Origin of the sequence: Streptomyces sp. NPDC047117, assembly GCF_040643545.1 — a bacterium.
Classification (GTDB): Bacteria; Actinomycetota; Actinomycetes; order Streptomycetales; family Streptomycetaceae; genus Streptomyces.
In genome coordinates this window covers 224,853-239,425 of sequence record NZ_JBEYUN010000006.1, presented here as the reverse complement: position 1 = coordinate 239,425, position 14,573 = coordinate 224,853, and the positions used below count along the sequence as shown (strand labels likewise).

Genomic DNA, 14,573 nt, shown 5'->3' with positions numbered 1-14,573 from the left:
TGACTGTCGGATGCAGGCTAGCCCCGACCCCCTGGACCGACAAGGCACAGGCCCCTACGCTCCCGGGTGGATCTGATGGGTCGTCAGTTACCGTGCGGGAGGGCGTATGGCCGGCGAGACACTGTGGGACCTGGTCGCCTACCGCGCCCGACGGAGCCCGGAAGCCACCGCGCTCATCCAGGCGGCCGGTGCCCCCGAGGACGACGTACGCCTCACCTTCGGCGCGCTGCACGCCCGCGCGGAAAGGGTCGCGGCCGGGCTGTACGCGCGGGGCGTACGCCCTGGCAGCCGAGTCGTCTGGCAGCTCCCGACCCGCATCGAGACGGTCCTGGTCACCCTCGCGCTGGCCCGGATCGGCGCGGTGCAGAGCCCGGTCGTGCCGCTCTACCGGGACCGCGAGGTCGCCCACGTACTGCGCCGCACCGGCGCGGAGTTCTTCCTCTCGCCGGGCACCCGGCGCGGCGTCGACCACACCGCCGTGGCCCGGCGCGCCGCCGAGCGGCTGCCCGGCCCGCTCACCGTCCTCGACGTGTACGCGGCGCTGCCCGACGGCGACCCCGGCCGGCTGCCGCCACCGCCCGCCGACCCCGGCGAGACCCGCTGGATCTACTGGACCTCCGGCACCACAGCGGGCCCGAAGGGCGTACTCCACTGCGACCGCGCGCTGCTCACGGCCGGCACCGACCTCGGGCGCGCGCTGCGCCTCACCGCCCGCGACGTCGGCTCGATGGCGTTCCCGTACGCGCATGTCGCGGGCCCCGACTACACCGTGATGCTGCTCCGGTACGGCATCCCGGCCGTCCTCTTCGAACACTTCGCGCTCCCCGAAGCGCTCGCCGCGTACCGCCGGCACGGCGTCACCGTCGCCGGCGGCTCCACCGCGTTCTACCAGCTCTTCCTCGACGCGCAGCGGCAGCGGTCCGCGGCCGGGCCGCTGCTCCCCGCGCTGCGCCTGTTGGCGGGCGGCGGCGCGCCCAAACCACCCGGGCTGTACGACGACGTCGTCCGCGAGCTGGGATGCGCCCTCACCCACGGGTACGCGCTGACCGAGGCCCCGATGGTGACGATGGGCGACCCGCTGGACAGCGACGCGCACCTCGCCACGACCGACGGCCGCCCGCCGGCCGGCATGGAGATCCGCGTCGGGCCCGACGGGGAGATCCGGCTGCGGGGCCCTGCCGTGTGCCAGGGGTACCTCGGCGAACCCGACCCCTTCGACGCCGACGGGTTCCTGCCCACCGGGGACCTCGGGCACCTCACCCCCGAAGGGCACCTGGTCGTCACCGGGCGGCTGAAGGACATCATCATCCGCAAGGGCGAGAACGTCTCGGCACGCGAGATCGAGGACCTGCTCCAGCGCCATCCGGCCGTGCGGGACGCGGCCGTCATCGGACTGCCGGACGCCGAGCGCGGAGAGCTGGTGTGCGCGGTCGTCGAACAGCGGGACGACGCCGGGGCGATGACATCGGAGACGCTGGGCGCGTGGCTACGGGGGCGCGGACTCGCCCCGCACAAGGTGCCCGAACGGGTCGAGGTGGTGGACGCGCTCCCCCGGGGCGCGACGTTGCGCAAGGTGCTCAAGGGCGAGCTGCGCGCCCGCTTCACGCCGGGCGCGGGCGGGGCACCGGGCGGGGGCGCGGTGCCGGGCGCGGTGCCAGGGGCTGGGGCGCCCTCGGGCTGCGGAGGCTCCGCGCCTCAGGGGCAGCCCGAGGCGCAGGACTCTCAGGGACGGAAGGACGTGGACGCCTGCTCGTAGAAGCGGTCCACCTCGGCCCGGTCGCGGTCCGGGCCGATGACCAGCACGAGGTGGTAGCGGCCGCCGTCCAGCAGCGCCAGATTGCGCGCGTACGTCGCGGCGTTGCTGTCCTCGCCCCAGGTGAACGTGCCCTCGGCCATGGCCGTGCGGCCGACGTCGGTACGCCGCAGCCCCGAGGTCGAGGTCCAGCTCGCGTCCCGGAACGGCGCCAGCTCCGCCTCCTTGTCCTGCTGGTACGCCATCGGGTCGGAGCCGAACCGCTTCGCGGTGTCCCGGCCGGGCACCACGATCAGCTCGAAGTCGCCCTTGGTGTACCGCACCTGGCCCTTGCCGTTCTTGGCCTGCCGCTGCCAGCCCTTGTGCACGGCGACCCGGAAGCCCTCGGGGTCGTCGCGCATCTCGAAGCCGTCGGCGAGGCCCGCCGGGGCCGTGGTCTGCGAGTGGCTGCTCCCGGAGTCCGTGCCCTCCGGCTGCGACCGCGCCGGGTCGGGCGCGGGCGCGCCGGTCGCTGCGCCACTGGGGCCGGCGCTCCGCGCGCCCCCCGAGGCGCCCGCGTCCGAGCCGGAACCGGGCAGGAACAGCACGGCGATCAGCACCGCCCCGACGACCAGCAGCAGGACGAGGCCGAGCAGCAGCATGCCCAGCCGCCGGGGGCCGCCGCGGGGCGCCCGGTCCCGGCCCGGCTGCGGCTCCCGCTGCCGCCCGCGGTCGGGCGCGCGAGAGCTGTCGTGGTCACGGAAGCCTTCGTGGTCACGGAAGCCGTCGTGCTCACGAACGCCGTCGTGCTCGCGGAAGCCCTCGTAGTGGTGCGGCGGGGGCGGCGGGGACGCGGGGGCGGAGCGCACGGGAGGCGGCGGCGCGGGCCGGGCCGCGCGGGCCGTGGGCTTGTGCGGGCGCTCCCGGCCCGGACGCGGCTTCTTGTGCCGGCCACGGCGTACGAGCTCGCCGCGGCGCCGGACGATCGGCAGCCGGCGCGGATCGCCGCTCGGCCCGAGCGCCGGCACGGTCACCACGGCGTGGCCGGCGTCCGGCTCCGGGGCCGTACGGACCAGTGAGCTGAGCCAGCCGCGCAGCTCCTCGAAGTCCGGCCGGTCGGCCGGGTCCTGGCGCAGCAGCGACTCCACGACCGGGCGCAGCGCGCCGCACTCCTCGGCATGCGCGGGCGCGCGTGAGCACACCAGCTGGACCAGTTCGGCGGCGCTGTCCTCCGGGTACGGGGCGTGGCCCTGCACGCTGCGGAAGAGCAGGGCGCCGAGCGCCCAGAGGTCGGTGGCCGGCCCGACGGGCGGCGCGAGCTGCCAGTTGGCGTGCACGGGGCCCGCCTGTTCGGGCGCCCAGCGTTCGGTGACCGCGCCGACCATGGTGATCCGCGCCTGCCGCGCCCGCTCGGCCGCCAGCCCGCTCCCGGAGCCGGCACCGGCGTACCCACCGGTGTTCGCGCCGGAGTACCCACCCGGGCGCGGCGGACGCGGGCCCGCAGGGCCCCTGCCCGGCGTGGCCGCCCCCGGAGACGGTGCGTGCGTACCGCCCTGGGATCGGCCCATCGGGCCCGGCAGGCCGCCGCCGTACGTGGCGCTGCCGGGCGGGGCCGGCTGCCGCGCGGCGGGCGGCGTCCCGTTCCCCTGCCGCTGGTCGCCGCCCCGCTGACCACCGCCCGGCTGCCCCGGTTGCGGCACTCCCGGCGGTCCGGGCGGCAACTGCGGGGGCACGGGCGGAGCCCCCGCGGGACGGCCCTGCGGCGCGGCAGGCTGTCCCGGCGGGCCCGGCCGGCGCTGCGGTACACCGGGGGGACCCGGCGGAAGCGCACCCGGCGGGGCTGCCGCGGCTCCCGGCGGAGCGGTGGGCGCACCCTGCGGGGCGGCGGAACGGTTTCCCTGCGCGTCCTTTCGGCTCCCGCCCTGTTCCGGATCCTGGTCGTGCGGGCGGCCTCCTTCGGGCGCGGCGCCGCCCCGGTCGGGCCGGTACGCCGCGTGCGCGTCGTGCGCGGTACGTGCGGCCGCGGCCCTGGCCCCGGCCCGGTAGGCGGCGATCGCCCCGGCCCGCGCCCGCCGCGGGTCGTCCTCGGCCCCACGGCCCGGCTCACGCCCCGGCTGCTGCCCCGCCTCCGGCACGGACCGCGTCACCCCACCGCGTCCCGCCCCTTCCGCCGCCGACACCCGCGGCCCCGGCACCCCGGAAGCGCCCGCGCCCCCGGAAGCACCGGCGCTCACGCCCGCGCCTTCGGACGCTCCGGCGCCCCCGGAAGCACCCGAGCCCGCACCCGCGCCTCCGCCGCCCCCCGCGCGCCACTCCCGTACGACCCCCGGGTGGACGGCGCCCGGGGGCGGGGCCCACTCCTGCGGGGCCGACCGGCCCGGGGGCGACTCGCGCGGCACCGGGTCGTAGCCGCACAGGGCTTCTTCCGCGGCGCCGGCGGCCAGGCCGGTGAGGACGACGCGGCCGTCGTCGCAGACCAGGACCGTGCGCGGGGTGATGTTGCGGTGCGTCCAGCCGTCCGCGTGCAGGGCGCGCAGGGCGGTGAGGACGTCGGCGGCGATCTCCGCCGCGCGGTGCGGGGACAGCGTGCGCTCGGCGAGCAGCGTGGACAGCGGCCGCGCGGGGATCCGTTCGCTGACGATCCACAGGCTGCCGTCCTGCGCGAAGACGTCGAAGACCTGGTCGAGCCGGGGGTGGTCGGGGAGGCGCGCGGCGGCCGTCGCTGCCTCCAGGGCGCGCCGCACCACGGGGTCGGACGGATCGCGGTCGGCCCGCGAGCCCGCGCCGTACCTGGCGCCCGCGCCCGGCCCGGTACGCCGCCCCCGGCTGCCGCCCCCGTCGCCGTACGCCCGGCCGTACCCGCCGTCCGCGTCGTACTCGTCGACCAGCTCCGCGTCCACGACCTCGGGGAGCGGGACCTGACGGACCAGCACCTCCTGCCCGCTGTGCGTGTCCAGCGCGCGGACCAGGGACGGTTCGGGCGCGTCCGGCGGCGGCACCGGAAGGCGGTAGCGCTCGGCGAGCACTCGCCCCGCGTACTCGTCCACGACGCCTCCCCAGTGCGCGCGATCCCGCGGCCGCCTGACGGACCGTTCTTACCCCCCGGCGGAGCGGTCCGTGGTCAGTTCCGGTCGCAATACTGCCGATTTACGGCTGCCTACGGTCTATGCGGTGCCACGATACGTGTCCCGGGTGCGCCTGGGGACCGCTCGGCGCAACAGTCCTCACCCGCCCCGGCAGCTTTCTGCCATGGGGGCGGGTGCGGACCGGCGTCACATGCGAAACGGAAGGGTCAGTCCCTCACAGGAGGGATCAGTCCTTCACCTCGAAGGTGCGGAAGGCGGTCTCCCGGAGCTGCCGGCACTGCTTGTCCGACCAGGTGCCCGCCTTGCAGGAGAGCATGATGGCGTAGCCGTGGTCGCCGTCGGCCTTGAAGCCGCGGTTCAGCACGCGCACCTTCTGACCGTGCTGCTCACGGGTGAACGACCAGTCGGCGACGGTCGGGTAGTCCCGCCAGTCAACCTTCTTGATGCCGATGAGGTGGTAGCCGGAGCTGCTGCCGCGCACCGCGGGCTCCAGGCTCCGCCAGGCCGCCGCCGCGTCGTCCGTCGGCTTGGGGTTGTAATCGACCTGAATGCGCGGGAACCCGCCGGACGCGCTGTATATGGCTCCCGAGCCCTGGCCCGCCGTGGCGGTCTGCTTCCACCCCTTCGGCATCGCCATCGAGAAGTGGAACCGGCCGTTGGAGACGTTCTCGAAGCCCGCCGGGACGTCCTTGCCGTCGCTCTCGTTCTCGTCGGGCTCGTCCTCGTCCGGCTCGTCCTCGTCGCCCGTCGGCTTGCTGCTCGCCGACCCGTCCGGCGAGGCGCTGCCGGTCTCCGGGCTCGCCTTGCCGTCGTTCTTCGGCTCGTCGGAGGACGCGGGGGCCGCGTCGGTGCTCTTCTTGCCCTCGGACGCGCCCTTGTTGCCCGTGCCGTCCCCGCCGCTCAGCGCGAAGGCGAGCACCGTGCCGAGCACCGCGAGGACGGCGACCACCGCGACGATGACGAGCGTGCGCTTCGGTACGACATCGGTCAGCGAGGCCCGGCCGACACCCGCCGGCGCGCGGCCGGACGCAGGCGCCCCACCGGACGCCGGCTCGGAACGGGTCGCGGCGGCGGCCGTCGCGGCGTTGCGCACCGACTTCAGGGCGCCGCGCATCCGCTCCCTGGCCGGCTCGGCGGCCGCGCCCGCGGACGCGGCGGCGGGTCTCGGCGGCGCCGCGGGCTTCGGCGGCAGCGCCATCATGCGCGTCGCCTCGGCGGGCTTCTCGGGCGGCTTGGGGCCGGTGTCCTCGGGCGCGTTGACGGCGTCCGTCAGCAGCGCGCGGGCGGCCTCGTCCGACAGCCGCTGCGCCGGGTCCTTCACCAGCAGCCCGTAGATGACCTCTTCGAGCCCGCCGGCGTTCTTCGGCGGGTCCACCGGCTCGGTCATCACCGCGGTCAGGGTGGCGATCGCCGAACCCTTGTCGTACGGGGGCACGCCCTCGACGCAGGCGTACAGCAGTCCGCCCAGCGACCACAGGTCGGACGGCGGGCCGGGCTTCTGGCCACGGGCGCGCTCCGGCGCGATGTACGAGGGCGCGCCGACGAGCATGCCGGTGGAGGTGACCGAGGGGTCTCCCTCGACCTGGGCGATGCCGAAGTCGGTGAGCACGACCCGGCCGTCCTCGGCGATCAGGACGTTGGACGGCTTCACGTCGCGGTGCAGGATGCCCTCGCGGTGCGCGGCGCACAGCACGTCGAGGACGGCGAGTCCGACCTCGGCGGCGCGGCGCGGGGTGAGGGCACCGTCGTCGCGGATGACCTCGGCGAGCGAGCGGCCCTCGACCAGCTCCATGACGATCCAGGGGCGGTCGTCCTCGTCGACCACGTCGTAGACCGTGACCGCGCCGTTGTTGCGGATCCTGGCGATCGCCTTCGCCTCGCGCAGCGTACGGGTGATCAGGCGGCGCTTCTCGTCCTCCTCGACCCCGCCCGGGAAGCGCAGCTCCTTGACCGCGACCGTGCGACCGAGGACCTCGTCCCGCGCCCGCCAGACCGTCCCCATGCCGCCCCGGCCGAGGACATCGGCCAGCCGGTAACGGCCGGCGAGCAGCCGGCCCGGCTCGCCGTCCTTGGCGCTCTTGGCGTCCTCGTCGCCCACTGAATCCCCTCTGCAATCCAGCCGAGTTGGCAACCTCAACACCAAACTGCCCCAACTCGGACAACCCACCCTGGCAGAGCCTTCATTCTCCCTCATCCGTGGCGGTGGGGAAGGCCCGGGTCCAGCAGGAGTTTGCGCTGGGCACCCGTCATGATGGGCCCGACGACCGGGAGTCCCGATTGACCTTGCGATCCGTGAATTTTAGCCGCGCGGCAGCGCTGACGGCTGCCTTCGGCGTGCTTCTCGTGGCCGGATGTGCCGCCCACCACCGTGCCCCGGCGCACTCCGCGGCGCCGGATGCGCCCGGCGCGCGGTCCCCCGCCGGGGCACGGCCGGGCCCCGACGCGGCCGCGCAGCCGCCCGTGGCCCGTACGCCGCGCCCCAGCCCGAAGGAATCCGCTCCCGGCCGGGCCACGCCGCCCCGTACCCGGCACACGCCCGGGCCGCCGGCCGAGCCGCGGCACACGGCGCGGCCGCCGAAGCCCGCAACGGCCCGGGCGGTCCGCGCGCTGGCCGCGGGCGAGGCGCCGGGGGCCGCCGCGCTGACGACCCGTGACGGACACCGGCACGCCTCGCGGTTCACCGCGGCGGGCGTGTCGGACGTGCGGACCGACCGGCGCATCACCTCCGCCGACCACTTCCGCGCCGGCAGCCTGACCAAGACCTTCATCGCCACGGTCGTGCTCCAGCTGACCGCCGAGCACCGGCTCTCCCTGGACGACACCGTCGGCCGGCTGCTGCCCGGTCTCGCGCCCGGCGCCACGGACCCGCGCGGCATCACCGTCCGCGAACTGCTGGACCACACCAGCGGCCTGTACAACTACACGGTCGACCCGGAGCTGTCGGCGGAGCTGCGGGGCGCCGGTTTCAGCGCACACCGCTACGACACGTACACCTCGGACGAGCTGCTCCGGATCGCGCTGTCGCACGCCCCGGCGGAGGCGCCCGGCGCGCGGTACGCCTACTCCAACACCAACTACCTCGTACTGGGGCAGATCATCGAGGCGGTCACCGGGCACACGTACGCCGCGGAGGCGCAGCAGCGGATCATCGCCCCGCTGGGCCTGTCGGGCACGTCCTTCCCCGGGACCGACCCGCGCCTGCCGCGGCCGTACGGGCGCGGCTACTCCCAGGTGGGGGCGGAGCGGGTGGACAGTACGGCGCTGGATCCCAGCCGGGCGGGCGCGGCGGGCGAGCTGGTCACGACACTCGGCGACCTGAATCGTTTCTTCGCGTCGCTGCTCGGCGGCCGGCTGCTGCCGCCCCGTCAGCTCGCCCAGATGCGGGACGAGGCGGACACGGACGGGGTGTACGGGCTGGGCCTGTACGGCACGCGGCTGCCGTGCGGCGTCACGGTCTGGGGCCACGACGGCGACATCAACGGTTCGTACGCGCAGACGGCGGCCACCCCGGGCGGGCAGCACGTGCTGACCTTCCGGCTGAACACGGATCAGCCGGACACGCCCCGGCGCATCCACGACCTGCTGACGGCGGAGTTCTGCCCGCGCACCTGACGTCCGCGCACCTCACGCCCGCGCGCGTGACGTCCGCACGCCGGGCGCGGCGCCCCGCGGTGGTCACCCACCACCGGGCGCCGCGCCCGGCGCTCGCTCAGCGCGGCACGATGTCCGGCGCGCCGAGCCGGGCCGCGTCCGCCGTCAGGTCGTCCGGCTGCCGCTGGGACTCGCGCTCGGCCTCGACGCGCTTCTCGTAGTGCTCGATCTCCCGGTCGACCTGGTCCTGGTCCCAGCCCAGCGCCGGCGCCATCAGCTCGGCGACCTCGCGCGCGCTGCGGGTGCCCCGGTCGAAGGTCTCGATGGAGATCCGGGTGCGCCGGGTCAGCACGTCGTCCAGGTGCCGGGCGCCCTCGTGGGTGCAGGCGTAGACGACCTCGGCGCGGAGGTAGTCGTCGGCGGCGGCCAGCGGCGCGCCGAGCGACGGGTCCTCGGTGATCAGCGCCAGCACCTCCTCGGCGAGCGAGCCGTAGCGGTTCAGCAGGTGCTCTATGCGGGCGACGTGCAGGCCGGTGCGCGCCGCGATGTGCGCCCGCGCGTTCCACAGCGCCTTGTACCCCTCCGCGCCGACCAGCGGGACGTCCTCGGTGACGCAGTCCGCGACCCTCTGGTCCAACCCGTGCACCGCCTCGTCCACCGCGTCCTTGGCCATGACCCGGTACGTCGTGTACTTGCCGCCCGCGACCACGACCAGGCCCGGTACGGGGTGCGCGACGGTGTGCTCGCGGGACAGCTTGCTCGTCGCGTCCGACTCGCCCGCCAGCAGCGGCCGCAGGCCCGCGTAGACGCCCTCGACGTCGTCCCTGGTCAACGGGGTCGCGAGGACCGCGTTCACATGCTCCAGGAGGTAGTCGATGTCGGCGCTGGAGGCGGCCGGGTGCGCCTTGTCCAGGTCCCAGTCGGTGTCGGTGGTGCCCACGATCCAGTGCCGTCCCCAGGGGATGACGAACAGCACGCTCTTCTCCGTGCGCAGGATCAGCCCGGTGGTGGAGTGGATGCGGTCCTTCGGCACGACCAGGTGGATGCCCTTGGAGGCGCGGACGTGGAACTGGCCGCGCTCGTTGATCAGCCCCTGGGTGTCGTCGGTCCACACGCCCGTGGCGTTGACGATCTGCCGGGCGCGCACCTCGTACTCGCCGCCGGCCTCCACGTCCTGTACCCGCGCGCCGACCACCCGCTCGCCCTCGCGGAGGAAGCCGATGACCCGGGCCCGGTTGGCGACCGCGGCGCCGTAGGCGGACGCGGTGCGCACGATGGTGGCGACGTACCGGGCGTCGTCCATCTGGGCGTCGTAGTACTGCAACGCGCCGACCAGCGCGTCCTTCTTCAGGCAGGGCGCCACCCGCAGCGCGCCGGAGCGGGTGAGATGGCGGTGGGCCGGCAGCCCGCGGCCGTGCCCGGAGGAGAGCGACATCGCGTCGTACATCGCCACGCCGGTCCCGGCGTACCAGCGCTCCCAGCCCTTGTGCTGGAGCGGATAGAGGAACGGCACCGGCTTCACCAGATGCGGCGCGATCCGCTCCAGCAGCAGCCCGCGTTCCTTCAGCGCCTCACGTACCAGCGCGAAGTCCAGCATCTCCAGATAGCGCAACCCTCCGTGGATCAGCTTGCTGGAGCGCGATGACGTGCCCGAGGCCCAGTCCCGCGCCTCGACCAGGCCGGTGGACAGTCCGCGTGTCACCGCGTCCAGAGCGGTGCCCGCGCCGACGACTCCGCCGCCGATGACCAGCACGTCCAGCTCGCGTTCCGCCATCCGTGCCAGTGCTCCGGCGCGCTCGGCCGGTCCCAGTGTCGCTGTCCTCACCACTGCCTCCCGCTTCGGTCGGTGCTGTGATCGCTGCCACACCCCGTAGTCGATTCTGTCCGGAGGCGGCGGGGCCAGCCACCCTCCGCGCGCTGACTGGGTGGGAAGACGCCACTCCGCACCCTTGATCCGCCAATCCCCAGTCTGGGTCAAATGTCGGCTTAGTCTACTTATGCGTCACCTGGAATCGCTCGGGAAGGACGGCCAGCAGCATGCCCGCAGACCTCGCCGTCATCGGACTCGGCCACATCGGCCTCCCCCTCGCCCAGGCCGCCGTCGCCGCCGGCCTCGGCACCATCGGATACGCCCCCGAACCGCACACGGCCGCGGCGCTCGGCGCCGACGGCCCGCTCTCCCCCACCGAAGTGCGCCGGCTGCTCACCGCCGGCTTCCGCACCACCACCGACCCCGCCGCGCTCGGCCGGGTCCGTACGGCGGTCATCTGCGCCCCGACCCCGCTCGGCGAGGACCGCGCACTGGACCTGCGCGCGGTGGCCGACGCCGCCCGCACCCTCGCCGCACATCTGCGCCCCCACACCACGGTGATCCTTGAGTCGGCGGGGTACCCCGGTACCACCGAGGAATTCCTCCGCCCGCTCCTCGAAGCGGGCTCCGGCCTCACCGCGGGGCGCGACTTCCACCTCGCCTGCTCCCCCGCCCGGTACGACCCCGGCAACCGCCGCTACGGGCACGCCAACACCCCGAAGGTCATCGGCGGCCTCACCCCCGCCTGCACCGAGGCCGCCGCCGCCTTCTACGGCCGGCTCACCGACAAGGTCGTCCGCGCCCGCGGGCCCAAGGAAGCCGAGACCGCCGGCCTCCTGGAGACCAACTACCGGCACGTCAACATCGCCCTGATGAACGAGATGGCCGTCCTCTGCCACGACATCGACGTGGACCTCTGGGACGTCATCCGCTGCGCCGAGACCAAGCCCTTCGGCTTCCAGGCCTTCCGCCCCGGACCCGGCGTCGGCGGCCACGCGGCCCCCGTCGACCCCCACCACCTCGCCGGCCGGGGCCGCACGTCCGGCGGCCACCCGCTCCGCATGGTCGAACTCGCCCAGGAGGTCAACGGGCGGATGCCCCGGTACGTCATCCAGCGCTGCGCCACCCTCCTCAACGAGCACGGCAAATCGGCGCGCGGCGCCCGCATCCTGCTCCTCGGCGTCACCTACAAGCCCGACATCGCCGACCAGGAGGGCTCACCGGCAAGCGAGATCGCCGCCCGGCTGCTGGAGCTGGGCGCCCACCTGACGTACCACGACCCGCACGTCCCCCAGTGGCGCGTCCTCGGCCGCCCCGTACCCCGCGCGGACTCCCTCTACGACGCCGCCTCCGGCGCCGACCTCACCCTGCTCCTCCAGCACCACCGCACGTACGACCTCCAGGGCCTGGCGGTCAAGGCGCAGCTGCTGCTGGACACACGGGGAGCCACGCCCACGGGGGCTGCGTACCGGCTCTGAACGCCCGCGGGCATGCGAGAGGGGTCCGGCCGCAGCGGCCGGACCCCTCTGGTGAAGCTGCGCGTATCAGGCGGTCACCGTGACCTCGACCCGCTGGAACTCCTTCAGGTCGGAGTAGCCGGTCGTGGCCATCGCACGGCGCAGCGCACCGAAGAAGTTCATCGAACCGTCCGGAGTGTGCGACGGGCCGAGCAGCACCTCCTCGGTCGTGCCGACCGCACCGAGGTCCATGCGCTTGCCGCGCGGCACGTCCTCGTGGACGGCCTCCATGCCCCAGTGGTGGCCGCGGCCGGGCGCGTCGGTGGCGCGGGCCAGCGGGGAGCCCATCATCACGGAGTCCGCGCCGCAGGCGATGGCCTTGGGCAGGTCGCCGGACCAGCCCACGCCGCCGTCGGCGATCACGTGCACGTACCGGCCGCCGGACTCGTCCATGTAGTCACGGCGCGCGGCCGCGACGTCCGCGACGGCGGTGGCCATCGGGACCTGGATGCCCAGGACGTTACGGGTGGTGTGCGCGGCGCCGCCGCCGAAGCCCACCAGCACGCCGGCCGCGCCGGTACGCATCAGGTGCAGCGCGGCGGTGTAGGTCGCGCAGCCGCCGACGATGACCGGGACGTCCAGCTCGTAGATGAACTGCTTCAGGTTCAGCGGCTCGGCGGCGCTGGAGACGTGCTCGGCCGAGACGGTGGTGCCGCGGATCACGAAGATGTCCACGCCCGCGTCCACGACGGCCTTGGAGAACTGGGCGGTGCGCTGCGGGGAGAGCGCGGCGGCGGTGACCACACCGGAGTCGCGCACCTCCTTGATGCGCTGGCCGATCAGCTCTTCCTTGATCGGCGCCGCGTAGATCTCCTGGAGGCGGCGGGTCGCGGCGGCCTCGTCCAGCTCCGCGATCTCCGCGAGCAGCGGCTCCGGGTCCTCGTACCGGGTCCACAGGCCTTCCAGGTTGAGAACGCCCAGGCCGCCCAGCTCACCGATGCGGATGGCGGTCTCCGGGGAGACCACGGAGTCCATCGGCGCGGCCAGGAACGGCAGCTCGAACCGGTAGGCGTCGATCTGCCAGGCGATCGAGACCTCCTTCGGGTCGCGGGTGCGCCGACTCGGTACGACGGCGATGTCGTCGAAGGCGTACGCCCGGCGGCCGCGCTTGCCGCGCCCGATCTCGATCTCAGTCACTGTGTGGCCTTTCCTCTGTGTCTGCCGTTCCAGTATCCCCGACACGCTGAGGAGCCCGCGGACGGGCGTCCGCGGGCTCCCCCTCAAGCCGTGTGGCCCGGAACCGGGCCTACCCGCTCAGCGGGCGTTGTAGTTCGGTGCCTCGACCGTCATCTGGATGTCGTGCGGGTGGCTCTCCTTGAGGCCGGCCGAGGTGATCCGCACGAAGCGGCCCCGCTCCTGGAGCTCCGGGACCGTGCGGCCGCCGACGTAGAACATCGACTGGCGCAGGCCGCCGGCGAGCTGGTGGACGACCGAGGAGAGCGGGCCGCGGTAGGGCACCTGGCCCTCGATGCCCTCGGGCACCAGCTTCTCGTCGGAGGCGACGCCCTCCTGGAAGTACCGGTCCTTGGAGAAGGACTTGCGGTCGCCGCGGGTCTGCATCGCGCCGAGCGAGCCCATGCCCCGGTAGGACTTGAACTGCTTGCCGTTGATGAACATCAGCTCGCCCGGGGACTCCTCGCAGCCGGCGAGGAGCGAGCCCAGCATGACCGTGTCGGCGCCCGCGACCAGGGCCTTCGCGATGTCACCGCTGTACTGCAGGCCGCCGTCGCCGATGACCGGGACACCGGCCTCCTTCGCGGCGAGCGAGGCCTCGTAGATCGCGGTGACCTGCGGGACGCCGATGCCGGCGACCACGCGGGTGGTGCAGATGGAGCCGGGGCCGACGCCGACCTTGATGCCGTCCACGCCGGCGTCGATCAGCGCCTGGGCGCCGTCACGGGTGGCGACGTTGCCGCCGACCACGTCGACGGAGGAGTTCGACTTGATCTTGGCGACCATGTCGCCGACCAGCCGGGAGTGGCCGTGCGCGGTGTCCACGACGATGAAGTCCACGCCGGACTCGATCAGCGCCTGGGCCCGCTCGTACGAATCACCGGCGACGCCGACCGCGGCACCGACCAGCAGCCGGCCCCCGGAGTCCTTGGCGGCGTTCGGGTACTGCTCGGCCTTCACGAAGTCCTTGACCGTGATGAGGCCCTTGAGGACGCCCGAGTCGTCGACCAGCGGCAGCTTCTCGATCTTGTGGCGGCGCAGCAGCTCCATGGCGTCCACGCCGGAGATCCCGACCTTGCCCGTGACCAGCGGCATCGGCGTCATGACGTCACGGACCTGGCGGCCGCGGTCGGTCTCGAAGGCCATGTCGCGGTTGGTCACGATGCCGAGCAGCTTGCCCGCCGGGTCGGTCACCGGCACGCCGCTGATGCGGAAGCGCGCGCAGAGGTCGTCGGCCTCGGCCAGGGTCGCGTCCGGGTGCACCGTGATCGGGTCCGTGACCATGCCGGACTCGGAGCGCTTGACCAGGTCGACGTGGTTGGCCTGCTCCTCGATGGAGAGGTTGCGGTGCAGCACGCCGACGCCGCCCTGACGGGCCATGGCGATCGCCATCCGGGCCTCGGTGACCTTGTCCATCGCCGCGGACAGCAGCGGGACGTTCACGCGGACGTTCTTCGAGATGTACGAGGAGGTGTCGATCTGGTCGGGCGCCATGTCCGAGGAGCCCGGCAGCAGCAGCACATCGTCGTAGGTCAGCCCGAGTGTCGCGAATTTTCCGGGCACTCCGTCGACGTTGGTCATGACACCTTCCCAATGGCCTTGATCAGTGCGGATGTCCATGCTAACGGGAATGACCGGTGGCTCATTCCACGAGCAAGATCACC

At 74.1% G+C, this 14,573-nt stretch carries 8 protein-coding genes; 3 read left to right on the top strand and 5 right to left on the bottom strand.

Annotation, left to right across the window (positions count from 1 at the left end):
* Positions 1-106: 106 nt before the first annotated feature.
* Entirely contained in the window at positions 107-1,756 is a 1,650-nt protein-coding gene (locus ABZ840_RS14025; RefSeq protein WP_361558352.1) for an AMP-binding protein, read from the top strand.
* On the opposite strand, the gene ABZ840_RS14020 is transcribed toward ABZ840_RS14025, so the two are convergent.
* Entirely contained in the window at positions 1,723-4,779 is a 3,057-nt protein-coding gene (locus tag ABZ840_RS14020) for a serine/threonine protein kinase (RefSeq protein WP_361558349.1), read from the bottom strand. The two genes, ABZ840_RS14025 and ABZ840_RS14020, sit on opposite strands and share 34 nt — an antisense overlap.
* 265 nt (positions 4,780-5,044) lie before the next feature.
* Positions 5,045-7,012 carry a serine/threonine-protein kinase gene (locus ABZ840_RS14015; protein ID WP_361558346.1) on the bottom strand — a complete coding sequence of 656 codons (1,968 nt, stop codon included), beginning with the start codon at positions 7,010-7,012 and terminating at the stop codon, positions 5,045-5,047.
* Positions 7,013-7,110: 98 nt separating this feature from the next.
* Here ABZ840_RS14015 and ABZ840_RS14010 point away from each other — a divergent pair, with 98 nt between their 5' ends.
* Positions 7,111-8,430, top strand: coding sequence for a serine hydrolase (locus ABZ840_RS14010; RefSeq protein ID WP_361558343.1), 1,320 nt, complete (start codon positions 7,111-7,113; stop codon positions 8,428-8,430).
* Between the two features lie 97 nt (positions 8,431-8,527).
* Here ABZ840_RS14010 and ABZ840_RS14005 read toward each other — a convergent pair whose 3' ends face one another.
* On the bottom strand, positions 8,528-10,234 hold the full coding sequence (locus tag ABZ840_RS14005) for a glycerol-3-phosphate dehydrogenase/oxidase (RefSeq protein ID WP_361558340.1): 1,707 nt from the start codon (positions 10,232-10,234) through the stop codon (positions 8,528-8,530).
* Between the two features lie 212 nt (positions 10,235-10,446).
* Here ABZ840_RS14005 and ABZ840_RS14000 point away from each other — a divergent pair, with 212 nt between their 5' ends.
* Positions 10,447-11,697 carry a nucleotide sugar dehydrogenase gene (locus tag ABZ840_RS14000; RefSeq protein WP_361558337.1) on the top strand — a complete coding sequence of 417 codons (1,251 nt, stop codon included), beginning with the start codon at positions 10,447-10,449 and terminating at the stop codon, positions 11,695-11,697.
* A 66-nt stretch (positions 11,698-11,763) separates the two neighbouring features.
* Here ABZ840_RS14000 and ABZ840_RS13995 read toward each other — a convergent pair whose 3' ends face one another.
* Complete coding sequence (locus ABZ840_RS13995) at positions 11,764-12,873, bottom strand: GuaB3 family IMP dehydrogenase-related protein (protein ID WP_361558334.1); 1,110 nt, start codon at positions 12,871-12,873, stop codon at positions 11,764-11,766.
* A gap of 117 nt (positions 12,874-12,990) precedes the next feature.
* Positions 12,991-14,490 (bottom strand): IMP dehydrogenase, encoded by a 1,500-nt coding sequence (guaB, locus tag ABZ840_RS13990; RefSeq protein ID WP_361558331.1) that lies wholly within the window; start codon positions 14,488-14,490, stop codon positions 12,991-12,993.
* Positions 14,491-14,573: the final 83 nt, after the last annotated feature.